The 21,296-nt window shown below is 65.5% G+C and carries 19 protein-coding genes and 2 pseudogenes; 16 read left to right on the top strand and 5 right to left on the bottom strand.

Annotated elements, in window-relative coordinates; genetic code table 11:
• Window positions 1–51 precede the first annotated feature (51 nt).
• From OR16_RS12945 to cysM, 7 genes are all read left to right on the top strand, one after another.
• A complete protein-coding gene (locus OR16_RS12945; RefSeq protein WP_006158409.1) occupies window positions 52–381 on the top strand; it encodes a lipopolysaccharide assembly protein LapA domain-containing protein in 330 nt (109 codons plus the stop codon).
• A 3-nt stretch (window positions 382–384) separates the two neighbouring features.
• Window positions 385–1,605 (top strand): lipopolysaccharide assembly protein LapB, encoded by a 1,221-nt coding sequence (gene lapB / locus OR16_RS12940; protein WP_006158408.1) that lies wholly within the window; start codon window positions 385–387, stop codon window positions 1,603–1,605.
• A gap of 72 nt (window positions 1,606–1,677) precedes the next feature.
• Window positions 1,678–3,900, top strand: coding sequence for a D-glycero-beta-D-manno-heptose-7-phosphate kinase (rfaE1, locus tag OR16_RS48220; protein ID WP_006158407.1), 2,223 nt, complete (start codon window positions 1,678–1,680; stop codon window positions 3,898–3,900).
• A 40-nt stretch (window positions 3,901–3,940) separates the two neighbouring features.
• Window positions 3,941–4,936, top strand: coding sequence for an ADP-glyceromanno-heptose 6-epimerase (gene rfaD, locus OR16_RS12930; RefSeq protein WP_006158406.1), 996 nt, complete (start codon window positions 3,941–3,943; stop codon window positions 4,934–4,936).
• Window positions 4,937–5,122: 186 nt separating this feature from the next.
• On the top strand, window positions 5,123–5,524 hold the full coding sequence (locus OR16_RS12925) for a ComEA family DNA-binding protein (protein WP_006158405.1): 402 nt from the start codon (window positions 5,123–5,125) through the stop codon (window positions 5,522–5,524).
• Window positions 5,525–5,800: 276 nt separating this feature from the next.
• A complete protein-coding gene (locus tag OR16_RS12920; protein ID WP_006158404.1) occupies window positions 5,801–7,111 on the top strand; it encodes a solute carrier family 23 protein in 1,311 nt (436 codons plus the stop codon).
• A gap of 108 nt (window positions 7,112–7,219) precedes the next feature.
• A complete protein-coding gene (cysM, locus tag OR16_RS12915; RefSeq protein ID WP_006158403.1) occupies window positions 7,220–8,122 on the top strand; it encodes a cysteine synthase CysM in 903 nt (300 codons plus the stop codon).
• A gap of 77 nt (window positions 8,123–8,199) precedes the next feature.
• Here the strand turns inward: cysM and mltB are convergent, their stop codons facing one another.
• Window positions 8,200–9,306, bottom strand: coding sequence for a lytic murein transglycosylase B (mltB, locus tag OR16_RS12910; RefSeq protein WP_006158402.1), 1,107 nt, complete (start codon window positions 9,304–9,306; stop codon window positions 8,200–8,202).
• 118 nt (window positions 9,307–9,424) lie between these two features.
• Here mltB and OR16_RS12905 point away from each other — a divergent pair, with 118 nt between their 5' ends.
• The 8 genes and pseudogenes from OR16_RS12905 (at window position 9,425) to OR16_RS12870 (ending at window position 17,183) form a co-directional block, all read left to right on the top strand.
• Entirely contained in the window at window positions 9,425–9,985 is a 561-nt protein-coding gene (locus OR16_RS12905) for a histone deacetylase (protein ID WP_006158401.1), read from the top strand.
• Between the two features lie 11 nt (window positions 9,986–9,996).
• Window positions 9,997–10,800 carry an enoyl-CoA hydratase gene (locus tag OR16_RS12900; RefSeq protein WP_006158400.1) on the top strand — a complete coding sequence of 268 codons (804 nt, stop codon included), beginning with the start codon at window positions 9,997–9,999 and terminating at the stop codon, window positions 10,798–10,800.
• Between the two features lie 162 nt (window positions 10,801–10,962).
• A pseudogene (locus tag OR16_RS12895) lies at window positions 10,963–12,033 on the top strand (methionine ABC transporter ATP-binding protein).
• On the top strand, window positions 12,023–12,676 hold the full coding sequence (locus OR16_RS12890; protein ID WP_006158399.1) for a methionine ABC transporter permease: 654 nt from the start codon (window positions 12,023–12,025) through the stop codon (window positions 12,674–12,676). The pseudogene OR16_RS12895 and the gene OR16_RS12890 overlap by 11 nt, the downstream one beginning before the upstream one ends.
• Window positions 12,677–12,743: 67 nt before the next feature.
• Window positions 12,744–13,541: a MetQ/NlpA family ABC transporter substrate-binding protein gene (locus OR16_RS12885; RefSeq protein ID WP_006158398.1), complete on the top strand. Its 798-nt coding sequence runs from the start codon at window positions 12,744–12,746 to the stop codon at window positions 13,539–13,541.
• Between the two features lie 205 nt (window positions 13,542–13,746).
• Entirely contained in the window at window positions 13,747–14,496 is a 750-nt protein-coding gene (locus tag OR16_RS12880) for an electron transfer flavoprotein subunit beta/FixA family protein (protein WP_006158397.1), read from the top strand.
• A gap of 19 nt (window positions 14,497–14,515) precedes the next feature.
• Window positions 14,516–15,451 (top strand): electron transfer flavoprotein subunit alpha/FixB family protein, encoded by a 936-nt coding sequence (locus OR16_RS12875; protein WP_006158396.1) that lies wholly within the window; start codon window positions 14,516–14,518, stop codon window positions 15,449–15,451.
• A 106-nt stretch (window positions 15,452–15,557) separates the two neighbouring features.
• Window positions 15,558–17,183 (top strand): annotated as a pseudogene (locus OR16_RS12870) (acyl-CoA dehydrogenase).
• A gap of 75 nt (window positions 17,184–17,258) precedes the next feature.
• Here OR16_RS12870 and OR16_RS12865 read toward each other — a convergent pair.
• Complete coding sequence (locus tag OR16_RS12865; protein WP_006158395.1) at window positions 17,259–18,563, bottom strand: D-amino acid dehydrogenase; 1,305 nt, start codon at window positions 18,561–18,563, stop codon at window positions 17,259–17,261.
• Between the two features lie 110 nt (window positions 18,564–18,673).
• On the opposite strand from OR16_RS12865, the gene OR16_RS12860 reads away from it, so the two are divergent.
• The gene (locus OR16_RS12860) at window positions 18,674–19,177 is read left to right on the top strand and encodes an Lrp/AsnC ligand binding domain-containing protein (RefSeq protein ID WP_006158394.1); all 504 of its coding nucleotides are present in this window, start codon (window positions 18,674–18,676) and stop codon (window positions 19,175–19,177) included.
• Window positions 19,178–19,202: 25 nt separating this feature from the next.
• Here OR16_RS12860 and OR16_RS12855 read toward each other — a convergent pair whose 3' ends face one another.
• The 3 genes from OR16_RS12855 to OR16_RS47700 form a co-directional block, all read right to left on the bottom strand.
• Entirely contained in the window at window positions 19,203–20,285 is a 1,083-nt protein-coding gene (locus tag OR16_RS12855) for a PA0069 family radical SAM protein (protein WP_006158393.1), read from the bottom strand.
• A 74-nt stretch (window positions 20,286–20,359) separates the two neighbouring features.
• Window positions 20,360–20,719 (bottom strand): LysR substrate-binding domain-containing protein, encoded by a 360-nt coding sequence (locus OR16_RS47705; RefSeq protein WP_337459835.1) that lies wholly within the window; start codon window positions 20,717–20,719, stop codon window positions 20,360–20,362.
• Entirely contained in the window at window positions 20,688–21,287 is a 600-nt protein-coding gene (locus OR16_RS47700; RefSeq protein ID WP_337459834.1) for a LysR family transcriptional regulator, read from the bottom strand. The genes OR16_RS47705 and OR16_RS47700 overlap by 32 nt, the downstream gene beginning before the upstream one ends.
• Window positions 21,288–21,296 lie beyond the last annotated feature (9 nt).

Below are 21,296 nucleotides of genomic sequence, written 5' to 3'. Positions count from 1 at the left end.
GCGCCCGCATCACCGGAGTCCGATCCATCCCATCTGCCGCATGAAGCCCGCATGAAACTTGTCGCCTGGATCATCCGCATCGTCCTGTTCGCGCTGCTGTTCGTGCTGGCGCTGCGCAACACCGCCGACGTCTCGCTGCAGCTCTTCTTCGACGCGGTCTGGCGCGCGCCGCTAATCCTGATCTTGCTGGCGGCTTTTGGGCTGGGCATCCTCGCCGCCCTGGCGGCGCTGGCGCCAGCGCTGATGCGCCAACGCCTGGAGGCGGGCCGGCTGCGGCGCGCCCTGGGCGAAGCGCGCAGCCAATCCGCGGAAAGTGCGCGCGACCCACAGGCCGCGGCAGGATCCGGCATTCCCTACAACGTAGTTGGCCCGAAAGTCTGACTCATGATTTTTGAAACCTGGTGGCTGCTGGCGCTGCCGCTCATTTTCGGCCTCGGCTGGATGGCTGCCCGCTTCGATGCGCGCCAGCTCATGAGCGAGCAGGGTGCGCTGCCACGCTCCTATTTCAAGGGGCTGAATTTCCTGCTCAACGAGCAGCCCGACCAAGCCATCGATGCGTTCATCGAGGTGGTGCGCCTGGATCCCGAGACCACCGAGCTGCACTTTGCGCTTGGCGCCTTGTTCCGCAGGCGGGGTGAAACCGAGCGCGCCATCCGTGTGCACCAGAACCTGGCCAGCCGTCAGGATCTTCCCGATGCCGAGCGCGAGCACGCACTTTATGAGCTGGGCCAGGACTTCCTGCGCGCCGGCCTGCTGGATCGCGCCGAGGAATCGCTGCGCCGCCTGATGTCGGGGCCGTACGCGGCCCCGGCCAAGCACGTGCTTCTGGAGCTCTACGAAGTCGAGAAAGAGTGGAAGAAAGCGATCGATGCGGCGCGCGAGCTGCAGCCGCTGGAGCAGAAGGACTACAGTGTGCAGATCGCGCAGTTCTGCTGCGAACTGGCGCAGGACGCGCTGCAGCGCAAGCAGCCCGACGATGCGATCGGCTGGCTGCGGCAGGCGGTCAAGGAAAACCCCGCCAATGTGCGCGCGCCGATGCTGCTGGGCGACGTCGCCATGGCCGCGGGCGATGCGCAAGGCGCGCTTGGCCACTGGCTCGGCATCGAGAAGCAGGACGCGTCTTACCTGCCGCTGGTGGCGGATCGCGTGGTCAAGGCATACCGCCAGCTTGGCGACGATGGCCGGGCGCTGGAGTGGCTGCGCGGCTTGCTGAAGACGAACCTGGCGGCCGAGTTGCTCGACAGCGCCTATCGTGCCGAGCTCGAACTGCACGGCGCGCACGCCGCGGCCGTGCTGATGCGCGAGCAATTGCGCCGACAGCCGTCGTTGCAGGCCCTGACCAAGTATTTCGAGGCGCAGGCCGCGGAGGTCGCGCAAGCCAGCGTGGCTGTCACGGCCGATGCTGAGCCGGCGAGCGACGCCAACGATGTCGAACATGAGCAGGAGGTCTCGGCGATTCGCGACCTGCTGCAGCACCGTACGCGTAACCTGGCGCGCTATACCTGCCGCGAATGCGGCTTTCGCGCTCGACTGTTCTATTGGCAGTGCCCCGGCTGCAACCGCTGGGAAACCTATGCGCCGCGCCGTTCCGAGGCGCTCGGCTGACGCTGGCGCCGACGCTGATGTTGATGTTGACGCTTTAGCGTCGCGCGCCAACCCCTATCTGGAGTACAAGTTATGAAAGTCACCATTATCGGCAGCGGCTACGTCGGTCTAGTGACCGGGGCCTGCCTGGCCGAACTGGGCAACGATGTGTTTTGCCTGGACGTCGACGAACGCAAGATCGCGCTGCTCAATGCCGGCGGCGTGCCGATCTACGAGCCGGGCTTGAAGGAACTGATCCTGCGCAATCGCGAAGCTGGTCGGCTGACGTTTTCCACCGACGTGGCGGCCAGTGTGGAGCATGCCGACGTGCAGTTCATCGCCGTTGGCACGCCGCCGGACGAAGACGGCTCCGCTGACCTGCAATATGTGCTGGCGGCGGCCCGCAATATCGGCAAGTACATGACGGGCTTCAAGGTGGTGGTGGACAAGTCCACCGTGCCCGTTGGCACCGGCGACCGCGTCGCCGAGGCCATTCGTGAAGAGCTGGCCGCGCGCGGCCTCGAAGACCTGCAGTTCTCGGTGGTCTCGAATCCGGAGTTCCTGAAGGAAGGCGCCGCGGTAGAGGACTTCATGCGTCCCGACCGCATCGTGCTGGGCTGCAATGCCGACGTGGCTGGCCGCCATGCCAAGGCGATCATGCGCCAGCTCTACGCGCCATTCAACCGCAATCACGAGCGCACGTTCTATATGGACGTGCGCTCGGCCGAGTTCACCAAGTACGCCGCCAACTCGATGCTGGCCACGCGCATCTCGTTCATGAACGAGCTTGCGAACCTGGCCGACGAAGTTGGCGCCGACATCGAACTGGTTCGCATGGGCATCGGTTCCGATCCACGCATCGGCTATAGTTTCCTGTACGCAGGTGCAGGCTATGGCGGCTCGTGCTTCCCCAAGGATGTGCAAGCGCTGATGCGTACCGCGAGCGCGCATGGCAAGCCCATGCGCGTGCTGGAAGCCGTGGAAGCGGTCAACGACGCGCAAAAGCAGGTGCTGGCCGACAAGGTCGTGCGCCGCTTTGGCGAGGATCTCACCGGCCGCACCTTTGCGATCTGGGGCCTGGCGTTCAAGCCCAATACCGACGACATGCGCGAAGCGCCGTCGCGGGTGCTGGCGCAAGCGCTGGTGTCGCGCGGTGCCTCGCTGCGCGTGCATGATCCGATCTCGATGCCTGAGGCCAAGCATGCGCTGGCCATCGATCTCGCGGCTATCGACGGCGGCTTTGCGCGCGTGCATTTCAGTGACGCGCAGATGGATACGCTCGACGGCGCCGATGCCTTGGTCATCGTCACCGAATGGAAGGTGTTCCGCAGCCCGGATTTCAACCAGATCAAGCGCCGCCTGAAGGCACCCGTTATCTTCGACGGGCGCAATCTGTACGAGCCCGAGGCCATGCAGGACGCGGGCACCGACATGATGCTCGACCGCTATTGGTTCGGCGATGTCGAGCGCATCTCTCCCGAGGCGCCGGTGCCGGTGGTGCAGATCAAGCGCAGCGACGAACGCCTCGGCGGCGCCGCCAACGTGGCGCGCAATGCCGCCGCGCTGGGCGCCCAGGTGGGCATGCTGGGCGTGGTCGGCGACGACGAGCCCGGCCGCACGCTGGAGACCCTGCTCAGCGCCAGCCACGTGCAGCCCTACCTGCATCGCGACCCCAGCGTCAACACCACCATCAAGCTGCGCGTGGTGGCGCACCAGCAGCAGCTGCTGCGGGTGGATTTCGAGAATGCGCCCGGGCATGAAGTGCTGGCTGCGGTGCAGGATCGTTTCCTGGCCCTGGTCAAGGAATACAAGGTCCTGGTGCTCTCCGACTACGGCAAGGGCGGCCTGGCCCATGTGGGCCGCATGGTCGAGGCGGGCCGCGCCGCGGGTTGCCTGGTGCTGGTCGACCCCAAGGGCGACGATTACTCACGCTACCGCGGTGCCACGCTGATCACCCCCAACCGTGCCGAAATGCGGCACGTGGTGGGCGCCTGGAAGACCGAGTCCGATCTCACCATCCGGGCCCAGAACCTGCGGCGCGAGCTGCATCTCGAAGCGCTGCTGCTGACGCGCTCGGAAGAGGGCATGACGCTCTATACCGAAGCCGAGGTGCTGCATGTGTCGGCGCAGGCGCGCGAAGTCTACGACGTGTCTGGCGCGGGCGACACCGTGATCGCCACGCTGGCGACCATGCTGGGCGCAGGCGTGCCGCTCAAGGAAGCCGTGCAGCACGCCAATCGCGCTGGCAGCATCGTGGTGGGCAAGCTTGGCACCGCGGTGGTCACCTATCCTGAATTGTTCGGCACGCCGGCGTAATGGCCGCGCTGCCTCCTGGCTCGTCTGAGCCCACACGACCATGACCATCATCGTTACCGGCGCTGCCGGCTTTATCGGCAGCAACCTCGTCAAGGGCCTGAACGAACGCGGCGAGGACAATGTCGTCGCCGTCGACAACCTGACGCGCGCCGACAAGTTCCACAACCTCGTCGACTGCGAGATCCGCGACTACCTCGACAAGGGCGAGTTTCTCGAGCGCTTCAAGCGCGGCGAGTTCGGCAAGGTACGCGCGGTGTTCCATGAGGGCGCCTGCTCCGACACCATGGAGACCGACGGCCGCTACATGATGGAGAACAACTTCCGCTACACCCAGGCGCTGATGGATGCCTGCCTGGAGCAGGGCACGCAGTTCCTCTACGCCTCGTCGGCGGCCACCTATGGCGCCTCGCAGGTGTTCAAGGAAGAGCGCGAGTACGAGAAGCCGCTGAACGTCTATGGCTACTCCAAGTTCCTGTTCGACCAGGTGGTGCGGCGCACGCTGCCGTCCGCGCTGTCGCAGATCGTGGGCTTTCGCTACTTCAACGTCTATGGCCCGCGCGAAGCGCACAAGGGCCGCATGGCCTCGGTGGCGTTCCACAATTTCAACCAGTTCCGCGCCGACGGCACGGTAAAGCTGTTTGGCGAGTATGGCGGTTATGCGCCGGGTGGCCACACCCGCGACTTCGTTTCGGTGGAAGACGTGGTGAAGGTCAACCTGTTCTTCCTGGAGCATCCGGACAAGTCTGGCATCTTCAACCTCGGCACCGGCCGCGCGCAACCATTCAACGACATCGCCGCGACAGTGGTCAACACGCTGCGCGAGGCCGAGGGCCGGCCCCATCTGACGCTTGACGAGATGGTGCAGGAGGGGCTGGTGGAGTACATCAAGTTCCCCGACGCGCTGCGCGGCAAGTACCAGTGCTACACCCAGTCCGATGTCTCGCGCTTGCGGGGCGCCGGGTACAAGGAAGCGTTCTACACGGTGGAAGAAGGCGTGTCGCGCTACTGCCGCTGGCTGCTGCAGAACAAGGGCTGAAGTCGCAAAAAACACGCGCGTGAAACCGCTTTTCGCCTGCTTTGCGCGTGACAAGGAAACACCTCGGTAGCGTTGAGGTGAACTTTTGTTGCGAGGCGCGGCAAGCCGGTCGCGCGCTCCTATCCTGCGTGTTGCTTCGTCCAGCCAGGGCGAAGCCACCTTCATCAACGGATAGGAGAATTTCCCATGTTCAAGCCAACTTTGACGCGTGCGTCCAGGCAGGTCCTGCTGGCGGCTGCTGTCTGGTTCTCGCTGTCGGGCGCCGCGTTCGCGGCGGTCGACGTGAATACCGCCGATGAGGCCGCGCTGGTTTCGCTCAAGGGCATCGGGCCTGCCACGGCCAACACCATCGTGACCGAGCGCAGCCGGGGCGGTCCTTTCAGGGACGCCGCGGATCTCGCCGATCGGGTCAAGGGCCTGGGGCAGAAATCGGTCGTGCGTTTGCAGGAGGCCGGCATGACCATCGGCGCTGGCGGCGCTGCCGCACCCAAGGCCGCGGTCACCGCCCCCAAGGCTGCAGTGGCCGCCGCGGCCCCGGCCAGGAAGGACGGCAAGGCGGAGACGCCACCCGCCAAGGCTGTTCGTTAAGGCCGCCGCGGGCGTGCTGCGCGACGCCCGCATCATCGCTATCTGATCGTCCAAGCCCCGGCTGAGCCCGGGGCTTTTTGCAACCCGTGCACCAGCACGATGATCCCGCGCTGGTATGGCTCGTGCTTGGTCCTGTGCGGCTTCGCACGAATGCGGCCGCGCGGTATCATGCGGACGCCGTTGCGGCCCGAGCCGGCTGCGTGGCCAACAAAATCCAAAATCGAGCCGGACCTGCCCGCATACGGGATGGCCAGGCCAAAGAAAGGGAGCTGGACAATGGGAAATAACGAGGACGCGGGATTCCTGCCCAAGTGGCGGCTAAAGACGCACGGCGTGATTGCGCCGGATGAACGCCTGCCCGCCGGCCAGACCCTGCTGGCAGGGATCCAGCACGTGGTAGCGATGTTCGGCTCGACCGCGATCGCGCCGATCCTGATGGGCTTCAATCCCAATATCGCCATCCTGTTTTCCGGCATCGGCACGCTGATCTTCTTCCTGTGCGTGCGTGGCAGGGTGCCGAGCTACCTGGGCTCCAGCTTTGCCTTCATCGCGGTGGTGATCGCGGCGACTGGTTACGCCGGCAGCGGCCCCAACCCGAATATCCCGGTGGCGCTCGGCGGCATCATCGCCGCGGGCGTGCTGTACCTGCTCATCGGCCTCGTGGTGCAGTCGGTCGGCTATCGCTGGGTGGAGCGCCTGATGCCGCCCGTGGTGACGGGCGCCATCGTGGCGGCCATCGGCCTGAACCTTGCGCCGGTGGCGGTCAAGGCCGTGAGCGGCGCCGCGCTGGACACCTGGGTGGGACTGGCCACGGTGCTGGCCGTGGGCGTGGTGGCTGTCCATGCGCCGGGCATGCTGCGCCGGCTGCCAGTGCTGGTGGGCGGGCTGTTCGGCTACGTGCTGTACTACGTCTGCACCAACGGGCTGGGCCTGGGCAAAGGCATCGACTTCTCCGGCGTGGCGGCGGCCGCGTGGTTCGGCCTGCCGGTCTTCTCCACGCCGGTGTTCCAGGCCAGCGCCATGCTGCTGATCGCGCCGGTGGCCATCGTTCTGGTGGCGGAAAACCTTGGGCATATCAAGGCCATCAGCGTGATGACCGGCCGCAATCTCGATCCGTATATCGGCCGCGCCTTCATCGGCGACGGTATTGCCACCATTATCTCCGCCGGCGGCGGCGGCACGGGCGTGACCACTTACGCCGAGAACATGGGCGTGATGGCGGTGACCAAGATCTACTCCACGCTGATCTTCGTGGTGGCGGCGGTGGTGGCGCTGGTGCTGGGTTTCTCGCCCAAGTTCGGTGCGCTGATCCTGACCATCCCGGGCCCGGTGATCGGCGGCTTGACCATTGTCGTGTTCGGTTTGATCGCGGCTACCGCCGGGCGTATCTGGGTGCAGAACAAGGTCGATTTCTCCAGTTCGCGCAACCTGATCACGGTTGGCGCTACGTTGACCGTGGCGGCTGGCGACCTGACCCTCAAGCTCGGCGGCATGACGCTTGGCGGCATCGGTACCGCGACGTTTGGCGCGATCCTGCTGTACCACCTGCTGGGAAGCCGCAAGGCCGAGGTCGAAGCGGACGCCTGACACGCTGTGGCGCTGGCGGGCATTCGAGCGCGGGAGCGCTCGCCATGTCGGCAGCGCGGGCTTTGCGGCTGGATTACAATGACCGCCGACATTGGAATCCCGCTCACCATGGCCTACAAGACGATTGAAGACACCATCGGCAATACGCCGCTGGTGCAACTGCAGCGCATCCCCGGCGGCGCCGGCACGCCGCGCGGCAACGTAATCCTCGGCAAGCTCGAGGGCAACAACCCGGCGGGCTCGGTCAAGGACCGGCCGGCGGTTTCGATGATTGCCCGCGCCGAGTCGCGCGGGCGCATCAAGCCGGGCGACACGCTGATCGAGGCTACCTCTGGCAATACCGGCATCGCGCTGGCCATGGCCGCCGCCATCCGCGGCTACAAGATGGTGCTGATCATGCCGGAAGACTTGAGCATGGAGCGCCGCCAGAGCATGGCCGCCTACGGCGCGGAGATCATCCTGACGCCGGTCAAGGGCGGCATGGAGTACGCGCGGGACCTCGCCGACTCCATGGAGCGCGATGGCCGCGGCGTGATCCTGGACCAGTTCGCCAACCCGGACAATCCGCTGGCTCACTACGAGACCACCGGTCCGGAGATCTGGCGCGATACCGAAGGGCGCATTACGCATTTCATCTCCGCCATGGGCACCACGGGCACCATCACCGGTGTCTCGCGCTACCTCAAGGAGCAGAACGCGGGGATTCAGGTCGTGGGGGCGCAGCCGGCCGAAGGCTCCCGCATTCCCGGCATCCGCAAGTGGCCCGAGGCGTACATGCCGAAGATCTACGACCCGAAATTCATCGACCGCACCGAGCCGGTCAGCCAGGGGGATGCCGAGCACATGGCACGCCGCATGGCGCGCGAGGAAGGGATTTTCTGCGGCATCTCGGCTGCCGGCGCGCTGTGCGTGGCGCTGCGTATCGCCGAGGAAGTGGAGAACGCCACCATCGTGTTCGTGGTGTGCGATCGCGGTGATCGCTATCTTTCGACCGGGGTGTTCCCGGCCTGATGCCGCGTTGCGCCCCGCATTGAAAAAGCCCCGCGAACTTTTTGCGGGGCTTTTTGCATTTGGCCGCGGGTACCGGCTCAGCCCATCGCTGCCTTGACCGCTTCGCCCAGCTGGTACACGGCCAGCGCGTAGAAGAAGCTGCGGTTGTAGCGTGTCAGCACATAGAAGTTGCGCAGGCCGAGCATGTAGTCGGTGGTCTCGCCCGGCGTGGGCAGGTCCACCACCAGCACGCCGGTTTCGCCCTCGCTCGCCAGGTTGATTGGCTCGTCCACGCGCAGGCCGGCCTTGAGCAGCTGGTTGAGCGTGCGGGTGGGCCATGGCTCGCCATCGGCCGCGGCGGCGGCGATACCGCGGCTGCCCTCGTCAGTGGCAATGCGCCAGGCCACCGGGCGGCCCGGTTCCCAGCCGTGCAACTGCAAGAAGCGCGCGACGCTGCCGATTGCGTCGGTGGCGCTGCCGCGCAGGTCGATGTGGCCATCGCCGTCATAGTCGATGGCGTATTCGCGCAGGCTGGTGGGCATGAACTGCGGGATGCCCACGGCGCCCGCGAAGGAGCCCAGCACCGAGAACACATCGGTGTTGGTGTCGCGGCACCACAGCAGGTAGTCGGCCAACTGGTTGCGGAACAGCGCGGTGCGCGCTTCGCGGTTGGGCACGTCGGGATAATCGAAGGCCAGCGTGGAGAGCGAGTCGATCACGCGGAAGGTGCCCATGTCGCGGCCATAGATGGTCTCGACGCCGATGATGCCGACAATCACCGAGGCCGGCACGCCGAACTCGGCTTCCGCGCGGCGCAGCGTTTCGCGATTCTGCTGCCAGAAGCGCACCCCCGCGTTGATGCGGATCGGCTCGATAAAGCGCGAGCGGTAAGTGCGCCAGCTTTTGCGTCCGGGCGTGGCGGGCGGCATGATCAGGCGCACCACCGTGGACGAATACACGGCCTGGCCGAACCAGCCTTCCAGCGTCTGACGGGCAAAGCCGTGGCGCGCCACCATCTCGTCGATAAAGGCGCGGCTCTTGGGGTTGTCACGGTAGCGGCCCGGCTCGATTTCTTCTTCGCGCACGCTCACGCGGCGCTTGCCGGCGGCAAGCAGGGCGGGGGAGACGCCGCACAAGCTCAATGCGGCAGCGGAAAGTGCGGCGCCCAGAAGCGGGCGGCGCAGGGAGCGCTGGGAGTCGGTCATGGTGTCCTTTGCAAGTCGCTGCGAGTATAGCGGATGGTGCCTGCGCGGCACCTCGCTGGGTGGCTGGCGCGGCATGTGCTAACGTAACGAATGGAGACCACGATTAAAGCAATAAGACATGCCCACAGGCTATTACACGCATCCCGAGTTCCTGCTGCATGAAATGGGGCATTTCCATCCGGAGTGCCCCGAGCGCCTGCAGGCCATTGAGGATCACCTGATCTCGCACGGCATGGACGGCCTGCTTGACCGGCGCCAGGCGAGCGCCGCCACCGCCGAGCAGATCGGGCGCGTGCATCTCGCGCAGTACATCGACTCGCTGGCCGCTGCCAGCCCTGCCAGCGGCTACCACCCGATCGATCCCGATACCCTGATGAACCCGCACACGCTCGCCGCCGCCGTCCATGCGGCTGGCGCCGCGGTGGCCGCCACCGATGCGGTGATGGCGGGCGAGATGGAGAACGCGTTTTGCTGCGTACGCCCGCCGGGCCACCATGCGGAGCCAGACCGGGCCATGGGTTTCTGCTTCTACAACAATGTGGCCATTGCCGCGCGCCATGCGCTGGCCGTGCTCGCCCATGCGAAAGGACGCATCGTCAGTTGCCTGGAAGGCGGCTATAACCTGAGCGCGCTGAGCCGCAGCGTGTATGCGCACCTCAAGGTGCTGCTCGAACGATAGGAGGCCCTGGCATGGCTGAGACCGATAACCGCGCCGTGACCCCGCTGGTGAGCGAAAGCCTCGACGCCCCGGGCGTGCTGCGCTTGACGATGAACCGCCCGGAAGCGTTCAACGCGCTGTCAGAGGACCTGCTGGATGCGCTGTCCGCGGCGTTTGCCCGCGCCGGCGCCGATGCCTCGGTCCGCGTGGTGGTGCTGGCCGCGGCTGGCCGTGCGTTCTGCGCGGGACATGACCTGCGCGAGATGCGCGCCAGCCCGTCGCACGACTACTACCGCCGCCTGTTCGAGCGCTGCACCCGCATGATGATGGCAATGCAGAAGATGCCGCAGCCGGTGATCGCGCGCGTGCAGGGCATTGCCACGGCGGCCGGCTGCCAACTGGTGGCGATGTGCGACCTGGCGGTGGCCGCCGATGTGGCCCGCTTTGCGGTATCTGGCGTCAACCTTGGCCTGTTCTGCGCCACGCCGGGCGTGGCGCTGTCGCGCAACCTGTCGCGCAAGCACGCCATGGAGATGCTGCTGACCGGCGACATGATCGACGCGCTGCAAGCCCGCGACCGCGGGCTGGTCAACCGCGTGGTGCCCGCCGATGCCCTCGATGCCGAGGTCGCGCGGCTGGCGGCCAGCATTTGCGCCAAGCCGGCTGCCGCCGTGGCCGCCGGCAAGGGCCTGTTCTACCGCCAGTTGGAGATGGGCATCGAGGCGGCCTACCAACTCGCCGGGCAGACCATGGCCTGCAACATGATGGATCCGGCGGCGCTGGAGGGCGTCCAGGCCTTTATCGACAAGCGTCCGCCGTCCTGGCGTGATGCATAAGATGCTTTTTTGTGGTCTTTATGCCGTGAGCATATAAAGACATCGGCAAAAAGTCGTTTCTGGTATGAAGCGGATCGCTTAAAATGCGCGCTTCGCCCAAAAAAATAAAATGCGGCAACAGCGCTAGAGAGACGTTCTCGCCTGTTGCCGTTTTCTTTTCACATGATCGAACTGCAAGGTCTTTCGCAACGCTTTCCCGGAGGGTCGGGGGAAGTGCATGCGCTGCGGGACGTCAACCTGTCGATTGCGTCAGGTGAGGTCTTCGGCATCATCGGCCGCAGCGGCGCCGGCAAGAGCACGCTGGTACGCGCCATCAACCTGCTTAACCGCCCCAGCGCCGGACGCGTGATCGTGGCCGGCCAGGAGCTGACCGCGCTCGACAGCGGCGCGCTGCGCCGGGCACGCCGCGACATCGGCATGATCTTCCAGCATTTCAACCTGCTCTCGTCGCGCACCGTCTATGACAATGTGGCGCTGCCGCTGGAGCTGGCCGGCAAATCCCGCAGCGAGATCTCCGATACGGTGCTGCCGCTGCTGGAGCTGGTCGGCCTGACGGCGCTCAAGGATCGCTATCCCGCCCAGATCAGCGGCGGGCAGAAGCAGCGTGTGGGGCGGGCAGAAGCAGCGTGTGGGGATTGCACGTGCGCTGGCCAGCAAGCCCAAGGTGCTGCTATCGGACGAGGCCACCTCCGCCCTCGATCCGGAGACCACCCGCTCCATCCTGGAACTGCTCAAGCAGATCAATCGCGAGCTGGGCCTGACCATCGTCATGATCACGCACCAGATGGAAGTGATCAAACAGGTCTGCGACCGCGTGGCCGTGCTGGAAGCTGGCCAGGTGGTGGAAACCGGCCGGGTGATCGACGTGTTCCTGCGCCCCAAGCATGAAGTCACGCGCGCCATGATCGGCGACGTGATCGCGCAGGAACTGCCGCCCAGCGTGCTCAAGCGCGTGGAAAGCCGCCTTGGCAATGGGCGCGACCATGTCTACCGCTTGGCCTTCACCGGCGCGGGTGTGGACCAGCGGGTGTGGACCAGCCGGTGCTGGCCCAGGCGATTCGCCGCTACGGGCTGGACTTCAACATCCTGCACGGGCATATCGACGAGATCCAGGGCCAGGCCTTTGGTTCGCTGGCCATCATGGCCACGGGCGCGCTGGCCGATGTGAAGGCGGCCATGGAGTATCTGCAACAAGAAGGCGTGGTGGTGGAGGAGATCGAGCATGTGGTCTGAAATGTTTGACCTGTTCCTGACCTCGTTCAACGAGACGCTGCTGATGGTGAGCATCTCGGGCGTGGTCGGCGCGGCGTTCGGCGTGCCGCTGGGCGTGCTGCTGCACCTGACCAACCGCGGCGGCGTGCTGTCGCATCCGCTGTTCAACCGCACCATCGGGGTGGTGGTCAACGCCGTGCGCTCGATCCCCTTCATCATCCTGCTGGTGGTGGTGATCCCGTTCACGCGCTTTATCGTCGGTTCATCGATCGGCACGACCGCGGCGGTGGTGCCGCTGACCATCGCCGCGATTCCGTTTATCGCGCGCCTGGTGGAAAGCGCGCTGCGCGAGGTCGACAAGGGCCTGGTCGAGGCCGCCCAGTCGATGGGCGCAAGCACCGGCCAGATCGTGATGAAGGTGCTGCTGCCCGAGGCCATGCCCGGCATCGTGGCCGGCCTGACCATCACTTTTGTTAGCCTGGTGGGCTACTCGGCGATGGCCGGCGCCATCGGCGGCGGCGGCCTGGGCGACCTGGGCATCCGCTACGGCTACCAGCGCTACATCACCGAGGTGATGGTGGCGGTGGTGCTGATCCTGATCGTTTTCGTGCAAGCGGTGCAAAGCTTCGGCGACTGGCTGGTGCGGCGCATCAGCCACAAGTAACAGGTCGGCCCGGCGACCCGCCCGGCTATCCGCAAGACATAGAGCCATCGAGAAAAAGGAAGTCAACATGCAACGTCGTAACTTGCTGCAATGGATTGTCGGCGCCGCCCTGGGCGCCACCCTGGCCACTGGCGCCATGGCGCAGGAAAAGCCGATCAAGATCGGCGTCACCGGCGGCCCGCACGCCCAGATCATGGAGCAGGTGAAGAAGGTCGCGGCCAAGGACGGCCTGAATATCCAGCTGGTGGAGTTCAGCGACTACGTCCAGCCGAACGCCGCGCTGGCCGCTGGCGACCTGGACGCCAACAGCTACCAGCACCTGCCGTACCTGGAAGCGCAGATCAAGGACCGTGGCTACAAGTTCACCCACATCGCCTTCACCGTGACGTTCCCGATGGGCGTGTACTCCAAGAAGATCAAGTCGCTCGACCAGATCAAGGACGGCGCGCGCGTTGGCGTGCCGAACGACCCCACCAACGGTGGCCGCGGCCTGCTGCTGCTGCAAAGCAAGGGCCTGATCAAGCTGCGCCCGGACGCCGGCCTGAAGGCAACGCCGCTGGACATCGTGTCCAACCCGAAAAAGATCCGCATCGTCGAACTGGACGCCGCGCAATTGCCGCGTTCGCTGGATGACCTCGACGCCGCTGCCATCAATGGCAACTACGCTGAGTCCGCCGGCCTGTCGCCCAGCAAGGACGCGATTGCCACGGAAGGCCCCAAGGGTCCCTATGCCAACCTGATCGCCATCCGCGAAGCCGACAAGAACAAGCCCTGGGTGGCCAAGCTGATCAAGGCCTATCATTCGCCGGAGATCAAGCAGTACGTCCAGAGCACCTTCAAGGATTCGGTGATTACCGCCTGGTAAGTTTGAAAAATCCCTCAAAAAGCCGTGTATCGCAGGGCATCCTGCGGCACAATGCGGCGAGGGTTTCACATTGCCGGGCTATGCCCGGCAATTCTTTACCGATAAAATAGTACGACCGTTCGAAAAATAAGAGTGCCACCCACGCGGTGGTTATAATGGCGGGCGAACCAAATTTCTGACTATCGACTATCAGTGGAGTGAGCGCATGAAAGTACTCGTCGCAGTCAAGCGCGTGGTGGATTACAACGTCAAGGTCCGGGTGAAGTCGGACGGCACGGGCGTGGATCTGGCTAACGTCAAGATGAGCATGAACCCGTTTGACGAAATCGCCGTGGAAGAAGCGGTGCGCCTGCGGGAAGCCGGGGTGGTCACCGAGGTGATCGCCGTGTCCTGCGGCGTGACCCAGTGCCAGGAAACCCTGCGTACGGCGATGGCCATCGGTGCCGACCGCGGCATCCTGGTGGAATCGAACGAAGACCTGCAGCCGCTGGCCGTGGCCAAGCTGCTCAAGGCCCTGGTCGACAAGGAACAGCCGCAACTGGTGATCCTGGGCAAGCAAGCCATCGACGACGACTCCAACCAGACCGGCCAGATGCTGGCTGCGCTGGCGGGCCTGCCGCAAGCTACCTTCGCCTCGAAGGTGGTGGTGGCCGATGGCCGCGCATCGGTGACGCGTGAAGTGGATGGTGGTCTGGAGACCCTGTCGCTCAAGCTGCCGGCGGTGGTGACCACCGACCTGCGCCTGAACGAGCCGCGTTATGTCACGCTGCCGAACATCATGAAGGCCAAGAAGAAGCCGCTCGACATCGTCAAGCCGGAAGATCTCGGCGTGGATGTGGCGCCGCGTCTGAAGACCGTCAAGGTCGTTGAGCCGCCCAAGCGTAGCGCGGGTGTGATGGTGCCGGACGTTGCGACGCTGGTGCAGAAGCTGAAGAACGAAGCCAAGGTCATCTGAGCGCGCCAGGAGATAAAACATGACTGCACTCGTCATTGCTGAACACGACAACCAATCCATCAAGGCCGCCACGCTGAACACCGTGACGGCAGCCGCCCAGTGCGGCGGTGATGTCCACGTGCTGGTGGCCGGCGCCAATGCCGCCGCTGCCGCTGCCGCCGCTGCGAAGATCGCCGGCGTGTCCAAGGTGCTGCTGGCCGATGCGCCGCAGTTCGCCGACGGCCTGGCCGAAAACGTGGCGGAGCAAGTGCTGGCCATCGCCAGCGACTACAGCCACATCCTGGCGCCCGCATCGGCCTACGGCAAGAACATCCTGCCGCGCGTCGCGGCCAAGCTGGACGTAGCCCAGCTGTCGGACATCACCAAGGTCGACAGCCCGGACACGTTCGAGCGCCCGATCTACGCCGGCAACGCGATCTCGATCGTGCAATCGTCGGACAAGGTCAAGGTCATCACCGTGCGCGGCACCGGCTTTGATGCCGCTGCAAACGAAGGTGGCTCGGCGTCCGTGGAAAACCTGCCGGCCGTGGCCGACGCTGGCATCTCGCAATTCGTTTCGCGCGAAGTGACCAAGAGCGACCGCCCCGAGCTGACCGCCGCCAAGATCATCGTGTCCGGTGGCCGTGGCGTGGGTTCGGGCGAGAACTACACCAAGGTGCTGACGCCGCTGGCCGACAAGCTGAACGCTGCGATGGGCGCGTCCCGCGCTGCCGTGGATGCCGGCTTCGTGCCCAACGACTATCAGGTCGGCCAGACCGGCAAGATCGTCGCGCCGCAGCTGTACATCGCCGTCGGCATTTCCGGCGCGATCCAGCATCTGGCCGGCATGAAGGACTCCAAGGTGATCGTGGCGATCAACAAGGACGCTGAAGCGCCGATCTTCTCGGTGGCCGACTACGGCCTGGTTGGTGATCTGAACACCGTCGTGCCCGAACTGGTGGCGGCGCTGGGCTGATCCCCGCGGCCCGGCACGGCGTTTGACGCGCCGGGCTCGATCAGGAAGTACTAGCCGTTCCGGGCCCGCCCGAGAACGGCTTTTTTATACATATCCGGAGACTTCGATGACCTACCGTGCCCCGCTCAAGGACATGTTGTTCGTGATGAACGAGCTGGCTGATCTTGACGCAGTCAGCAAGCTGCCCGGGTTCGAGGACGCCACGCCGGAGACGGCGCAGGCGGTGCTCGACGAGGCGGCCAAATTCAACGAACAAGTGGTGGCGCCGCTCAACCGCATCGGCGACACCGACCCCAGCAGCTGGAAGGACGGCGTGGTCACCACCACGCCTGGTTTCAAGGACGCGTTCCGCCAGTTTGGTGAAGGTGGCTGGCAGGGCGTGCTGCATCCGCAGGAGTTCGGCGGCCAGGGCTTGCCCAAGCTGATCGCCACGGCCTGCAACGAGATGCTGAACACGGCAAACCTGTCGTTCGCGCTGTGCCCGCTGCTGACCGACGGCGCCATCGAAGCCCTGCTGACCGCGGGCAGCGACGCGCAGAAGGCCGCCTTCCTGCCCAAGCTGATCTCTGGCGAATGGACCGGCACCATGAACCTGACCGAGCCGCAGGCCGGCTAGGGTATCTCGCTGTTCATCGTGCCCAAGTTCCTGGTCAATGAAGATGGCTCGCTGGGCGCGCGCAACGACGCGCACTGCGTGTCGATCGAGCACAAGCTGGGCATCAAGGCCAGCCCCACCGCCGTGCTGCAGTTCGGCGATCATGGCGGCGCCATCGGCACGCTGGTCGGCGAGGAAAACCGCGGCCTGGAATACATGTTCATCATGATGAACTCGGCACGCTTCTCGGTCGGCATGCAAGGCATCGCCGTATCGGAGCGGGCCTACCAGCAGGCCGTGAATTTTGCCCGCGAGCGTGTGCAGAGCCGTCCGGTCGATGGCTCCGCCCGCGAGGCGGTGACCATCATTCATCACCCGGACGTCAAGCGCATGCTGATGACCATGCGCTCGCTGATCGAAGTCGCGCGCGCGGTAGCGTATGTGGCCGCGGCTGCGTGCGACACGGCGCACCAGCATGCCGACGACGCGGTGCGCAAGCAAAGCGAGGCGTTCTACGAGTTCATGGTGCCTGTCGTCAAGGGCTGGAGCACCGAGCTGTCGATCGATGTGACCAGCCTGGGCGTGCAGGTGCACGGCGGCATGGGCTTCATCGAGGAGACCGGTGCGGCCCAGCATTATCGCGATGCCCGCATCTTGCCGATCTACGAGGGCACGACCGCGATCCAGGCGAACGATCTCGTTGGCCGCAAGACGGTGCGTGACGGCGGCGCGGTGGCCCGTGGAATCTGCGCGCAGATCGCGGGGACCGAGGCGGCGCTGGGCCAGCATGGTGGTGCGGCATTCACCGCGGTGCAGGCACAACTGGCCAAGGGGCGCGCGGCACTGGAGGCGGCGGTGGCGTTCGTCGTGGCCAATGCCAAGTCGGACCCGAATGCCGTGTTTGCCGGCAGCGTGCCTTACCTGAAGCTCTGCGGCATCGTGTTCTCGGGATGGCAGCTGGGCCGTGCGATGCTGGCGGCGGATGCGAAGCGTGGCGAGGATCCGTCCTTCCATGACGCCAAGATCTCGACGGCGCATTTCTTCGCGGAGCACATCCTGTCGCAGGCATCGGGTTTGCGCGATGCCATCGTGGCGGGCGCGGCCCCGGTCAATGCGTTGAGCGAAGCGCAGTTCTGAGACTTTCCGGTCACAGGCAGTAAAAAAGGCGACCCGCGGGTCGCCTTTTTTACTGCCTCGAAACCGATGCGCGGATCAGGCCGCGGCGTGGCGCGGCGCGGCGTGCGTCCTCGCGGGCTTGAGATAGCGGGCCACCGAAAGGTCGTCGGCGCGGATCGCCGGCGAGGTGCCGGACACCAGGTCCGACAGCAGCTTGCCCGAGCCGCAGGCCATGGTCCAGCCCAGCGTGCCGTGACCGGTATTGAGCCATAGGCCCTTGAGCGGCGTAGGGCCAACGATGGGCGTGCCGTCCGGCGTCATCGGGCGCAGGCCGGTCCAGAAGCTGGCGCGGCTGACATCGCCGGCGCCCGGGAACAGGTCCGTGACCACGTGTTCCAGCGTGCGGCGCTTGGCCGGGTCGAGCGAGCGGTCGTAGCCGACGATCTGCGCCATGCCGCCCACACGGATGCGATCGTCGAAGCGCGTGATCGCCACCTTGAAGGTTTCGTCGAGCACGGTGGAGACGGGGCTGCGGTCCGCGTCGGTCAGCGGCACGGTGAGCGAGAAACCCTTGAGCGGGTAGACCGGCAGGTTCGACAGGCCCGGCAGGACGTTCTTCACGAACGGCGTCGACCAGCTGCCCAGCGCCACCACGACCAGGTCAGCCATGACGGGCTCGCCGCCAACCATGGCGCCGGTAACGGCGTCGCCCTTGGTCAGCAATCCATCGATGGAGCGGTTGTATCGGAACTGCACGCCAAGGCCTTCGGCCATGGCGGCGAGTTGTCGGGTGAACAGCTGGCAGTCGCCGGTTTCATCGTTGGGCAGCCGCAGGCCGCCGGTCAGCTTATGGCTGACGGCGGCCAGGGCCGGTTCGCTGGCGGCGAGTTCCTCGCGCGATAGCAACTGGTAGGGCACGCCGGCTTGTTCCAGCACGGCAATGTCCTTGGCGGCGCCGTCGAGCTGCTCGGCGGTGCGGAAGAGTTGCAGCGTGCCTTGCTGGCGGCCTTCGTAGGCGATGCCGGTATCGGCGCGCAGGGCGACGATGCAGTCGCGGCTGTACTCGGCCAGCCGCACCATGCGTTCCTTGTTGACGGCATAGCGCTCGGCGCTGCAGTTCATCAGCATCTGCCACATCCATTGCAGCTGGAACAGCGTGCCGTCCGGCTTGATGGATAGCGGGGCGTGTTCCTGGAACATCCACTTGATGGCTTTGAGCGGCACACCGGGCGCGGCCCATGGCGACGCATAGCCCGGGGAAATCTGGCCGGCATTGGCGAAACTGGTCCCAAGCGCGGGCGCGGCCTCGCGGTCGACCACGGTGACCTCATGGCCGGCACGGGCCAGGTACCAGGCGCTGGTAACGCCAATTACGCCACTGCCAAGAACGAGAACGCGCATAGTCGGGGGGGCCGCAACCAGGAAATAGAGTGGATAAAGTATTTACATCTATACTATTTAAATATGTGCAGTCATAGTTATCGTAATTTTTATGGAAACAGGAATAACTAATGAGAACAAGCCGTCAGCCCGTGCGTAGCCTGGACCGGCTGGATAGAAAGATCCTGGCCTTGCTCCAGGCGGACGGCCGCATGTCGATGAAGGAGCTGGCGGAAGCGGTTGGCCTGACCATCACGCCCTGTATCGAGCGGGTCAAGCGCATGGAGCGCGACGGCGTCATCATGGGCTACTACGCGCGGCTGAATCCCGCGCTGCTCGGTAGCGGCCTGCTGGTGTTTGTCGAGATCTCGCTGGGCAACAAATCCGGCAATATGTTCGAGCAGTTCCGGCGCGAGGTGTCGCGCATCCCCGAGGTGCTGGAGTGCCATCTGGTCTCGGGCGATTTCGACTACCTGATCAAGGCGCGCATCCGCGAGATCGGCGAGTATCGCCGCCTGCTGGGCGACATCCTGCTGCAGTTGCCGGGCGCCGCGCAGTCCAAGAGCTACGTCGTGATGGAGGAGATCAAGGAAACGCTGGCGATCGCGGTCGACGAGAAAGCCCCGCACGCCTGAAGCCGCTCTGTCCCGCGCATCCGGCCTAGAACAGCGACATCTGCGGCGCGGCGCTCGCCCGGGAGAAATGCTCGGTGGTGAGGGGGTGGCGCTCGGCGTTGAGCCCAAAGCGCTGGCAGGCCAGCTTGAAGCGCTTGCGCAGCAGTTCGGCAAAGATGCCGGTGCCGGTCATGCGCGTGCCGAACCGCGAGTCGTAGGCCTGGCCCCCGCGCATTTGCGCGACCAGGCTTTCGACGTGCCGGGCGCGCAGCGGATGGTAGGTGGCCAGCCACTCCGAGAACAGTTGCTCCACCTCGCGCGGCAGGCGCAGCAGGATATACGCCGCGGTTTTCGCGCCGGCCCTGGCACCGGCTTCAAGGATGGATTCCATCTCCGGATCGGTCAGGCTCGGAATGACCGGCGCCACCATCACCCCCACCGGAATGCCGGCCTCGCTCAGGGAAGCGATGGCGGCCAGGCGGCGCGCCGGCGCGCTCGCGCGGGGCTCCAGCGTGCGGGCGATCTCATTCTTGAGCGACGTCACCGACATATGCACCCGGACCAGGTTCTTGGCCGCCATGCGCTGCAGGATGTCGATGTCGCGCGTGACCACGCCCGATTTGGTCGTGATGGCCACCGGGTGGTTGAAACGCTCCAGCACTTCCAGTATGCCGCGCGTGATCTTGAGGTCGCGCTCGATGGGCTGGTAAGGATCCGTATTGGCTCCCAGCGCGATTACCGTCGGTACGTAGTTGCGGTGAGCCAGTTCGGCCTCGAGCAGGGCGGCGGCGTTGTCTTTTGCGTACAGGCGGGTTTCGAAGTCGAGGCCTGGCGAAAGCCCCAGATAGGCATGGCTGGGGCGGGCATAGCAATAGATGCAGCCATGCTCGCATCCGCGGTACGGGTTGATGGACGCGTCGAACGGCAGGTCTGGCGACTGGTTGCGCGAGACGATGCGTTTGGCCTTTTCCGTGAAGACAATGGTCTGGATCTGGGGTGTCTCTGGCTCATCGAAGGCTTGGGACTCGTCGGCGACCCGCTCGCGGGTCCAGGCGTCGAACCGGCTGACGTCGTTCGAGCGCGCCGCCCGGCCTTTCAGCGGGCTGGAAGAGGGTGGTCGGGTCGGCACGTTGGCGGTCCTGCGGCTACGGTTGATACTGTATATTTATACAGTACTTCGCGCGGGCAGCCAAGCGGAGTTTTTTACGGGGCGAGGGGCGTGGCCTCGGGGTTATCCCAATAGGGCGGGGAACCGAAGCGCGCGGCAAAGAAATCGATAAACGCGTGCGTTTTCGCGGGCACCTGGCGACGGCTGGGGTAGACCGCCCAGATCGACACGGCCGGCAGCACCGGGTAATCGGGGAGCACGCGGACCAGCGCGCCGCTGCGCAGGTAAGGGCCAACATCCCAGGTCGACTTGAGCGCCAGCCCCATGCCGGCCAGGATCGCATCCCGGATGACTTCGCCGTTGTCCGTGCGCAGGTTGCCGGCGACCACGACCGCTGTCTTGCCCAGCGCCGTCTCGAACTGCCTAGGAGGACTGGTCGCCCAGCAACGATGCAATTGTGGTTGCGACAACCTCTTCCGGGTGCCGGGGCGTGCCGTGCGCGGCGAGATAGCCGGGCGAAGCGCAAACGGCGCGATGGCTCGGGGCCAGCGGGCGCGCCACCAGGGATGAGTCCGGCAACGCCCCCATGCGTAATGCCACGTCGACGCCAGCCTCGACCAGGCTGATCACCTGGTCCGTCAGGCGCAGGTCCAGCGTCAGGCAGGGATAGGCGGCGAGGAAGGCAGGGACCGCAGGCGAAACGTGCTGGCGGCCAAAGGATGCGGGCACCGTGACCCGCAATTGCCCCTGGGGCGCCTGCGCGCCGCGGCCCACCGATTGCGCGGCCTGGCCGGCCGTGTCGAGCAATTGCGCGGCATGCTCGAGGAAGCGCTCACCCTCTCCGGTCAGGGAGATGCGGCGGGTGGTCCGGTGCAGCAGCCGCGTGCCTAGCTGCTGCTCGAGTTGCGCCAGGCGGCTGCTAGCCGAGGAGGTGGACAGCCCGAGATCGCGCGCCGCGGCCGAGAGGTTGCCCAGCGACGCTGCGCGCACGAACACGGCGATGTCCAGCAGGTCGAAATGCATCGGCGCTGG

Source organism: Cupriavidus basilensis OR16 (assembly GCF_000243095.1).
Lineage (GTDB): Bacteria > Pseudomonadota > Gammaproteobacteria > Burkholderiales > Burkholderiaceae > Cupriavidus > Cupriavidus basilensis_D.
Note: the sequence above shows the minus strand (reverse complement) of the source record. Positions and strands in the feature narration are given on the sequence as shown.